The 2,356-nt window shown below is 47.8% G+C and carries 1 protein-coding gene and 3 tRNA genes; all 4 read right to left on the bottom strand.

The genetic code is table 11. The features are described from left to right. Positions 1 to 76 (bottom strand) — tRNA-Thr (locus PUN32_RS13940). A 38-nt stretch (positions 77 to 114) separates the two neighbouring features. Further along, a tRNA-Phe gene (locus PUN32_RS13935) sits at positions 115 to 190 on the bottom strand. Positions 191 to 432: 242 nt separating this feature from the next. Next, a complete protein-coding gene (locus PUN32_RS13930; RefSeq protein WP_274723731.1) occupies positions 433 to 2,058 on the bottom strand; it encodes a methyl-accepting chemotaxis protein in 1,626 nt (541 codons plus the stop codon). Between the two features lie 221 nt (positions 2,059 to 2,279). Further along, a tRNA-Asn gene (locus PUN32_RS13925) sits at positions 2,280 to 2,355 on the bottom strand. Position 2,356 lies beyond the last annotated feature (1 nt).

Genomic DNA, 2,356 nt, shown 5'->3' with positions numbered 1-2,356 from the left:
TGGTGCCGACTACCGGAATCGAACTGGTGACCTACTGATTACAAGTCAGTTGCTCTACCTACTGAGCTAAGTCGGCACATTGATTATTGCTGGTAGCACCAACAATTAAAATTGTGGTGCCCGGAGGCGGAATCGAACCACCGACACGAGGATTTTCAATCCTCTGCTCTACCGACTGAGCTATCCGGGCGATGGGGTGTATTAAAAGGGTTTTCGTGGTGGCCGTCAACATGAAAATATAAAAAAAGTGTTGTTTGATGTTTTTCTATACTTAATGGCCTGTTTTTGTCCATTTAGATCGCCAGTTTGTGGCTAAATCGGCAATCAAAGTGCGCTAGGCATCGGTATTTTCTGCGTTAAAAAGTGAAGAAAATTAAAAAAGCACGTAACGAGACGTGCTTATTCCACATGGTTTATTGCTAATTTTGGTGGTTAACGGGTCACGGAAAAGTGGCCTGCCCACTGTTCTAACTCATTTGCAAGCTGAGTTAAAGTTTGCGCGCTGTTGTGGCTTTGGGTGACCACGCGGCTTAACTCGCAGCCACTTTCTTCAATCATATTAATCCGCAACGCAATATCATCGCTGACTTGGGTTTGCTCGGCCGCCGCGGTGGCAATTTGGTGGCTCATCGACGATACGCTTTCTAGCGCACTGACAATTAAGGCGAGAGCTGCCGCCGCGTTTTCAGATTCTTGCACGCTATTGCGGCTAGTTTGTCCGCACACTTGGATGGTTTGAATCGCATTGCGTGAGCCAGCCTGTAGATTGTGGATCATCTGCTGGATCTCTTTGGTACTGGTTTGTGTGCGTCCCGCTAAGTTACGCACTTCATCGGCGACCACCGCAAAGCCTCTACCTTGTTCTCCGGCTCGTGCTGCTTCAATCGCCGCATTTAACGCCAGTAAGTTGGTTTGTTCCGCAATATCGCCAATCACATCGAGCACCCTGACAATATTATTCACATCCTGATCCAGCTCGGCCACCGCGGTACTCGCAGTTTGTAATTGGGTCGCCAAACCTTGAATATTGAGCACAGTATTGTGGATCAACTGTTGGGTATGCTGACTTTGCTGATCTGCCTGATCGGTATTTAATGCCGTATCACGAGCCGAATCGGCGACTTGATTGGCCGAAGAGGCCATTTCCGTCATCGCAGTGGCAATCATTGCGGTTGATTGCTGCTGGCTATGGGTTAATTGCGCAATGCTGTGCGCTCGAGTTCCGGTGTCAGCCAGTTCACTGCGTAGCGCCGCCATCGTTTGTTCCAGTTTAGTGACCAAATCCGCCAGTGAACCACTCATCTGCTGCACTGCGCCATAAATACTCTCTTTCGGTGCTTTGGCGGCAAATTGACGACGAATATGCCCTTGTGCTACCGCTTGTACTGCGCTGCGAACTTCATTCGGCTCACCTCCAATGATCAGTAGGATCTTATGCATGGCCAGTAGCAGTAGCGACAAAATTCCTAGCGCGATCACCACACACAAACTTAATTGCCACTGTGCAGTAGACCAAAAACGGGCATTGACTTCGTTGAGGCCAATCCCAGTACCCACCACCCATCCCCAGTGTGGCGTTTTACGAGCGATGGAGAGTTTTTCTTCAATCGAGCCGTCAGCTTGTGGCTGGGTCCAAGTGTATTCCACTAATCTGCCCGATTGATTACGTAGCACATCTTGGATTAAGCGACCCACACTGTTGCCTTGCCCATCTTTAAAATCATGGAAGCTGGTGCCGTGCAGTTGTGGGTCGAGTGGGGTGGCGACAAAGGTCATATTGTGATCGGCCACATACACATATTCATTATTTTTGTACAGATTGTTACGCATGATACGCGTGGCAAGCGCTTTGGCTTCAGGCTCTGACAGTGTGCCCTCTTGAGCCATTTTTTCGACTTCAGTCAGAATGCTATAGGCACTATTAAACAGTTCGGTGACACGGGCTTGGTTATCGAGATTACTCGCGACCCGTAAAGTCCATAATCCTGTTGCGCTCAGAGTGAGTAGCGCAATCAGGATCAAGGCTGATAATAAGTAAGCTTGAGATTTTAGTTTCATGGTGCGACCGATAGGGAATGGTGTAAGAAGATTAAGTTTTTATGACATTTTTATGTCAAAGGGATAGTAATCAGTCAGCTTATTTATTGATACGAACTAAGTTCAAAAGTATGAGTTGGATTAAATTTTCGCTTCAAAATAAGTTGAGAGGCAAGGTATTACAGTGGTGGGGGTAAATGGCAGATAAAGAAAAACCCAGTCAAAGACTGGGTTTTGAAAAGTGGCTCCTCCTGCTGGGCTCGAACCAGCGACCTGCGGATTAACAGTCCGTCGCTCTACCGACTGAGCTAAGGAGGAA

It is taken from the genome of Vibrio chanodichtyis (assembly GCF_028863985.1).
Classification (GTDB): Bacteria; Pseudomonadota; Gammaproteobacteria; order Enterobacterales; family Vibrionaceae; genus Vibrio; species Vibrio chanodichtyis.
The sequence above is the reverse complement of the archived record's forward strand: the minus strand, read 5'-3'. Positions and strand labels throughout refer to the sequence as shown.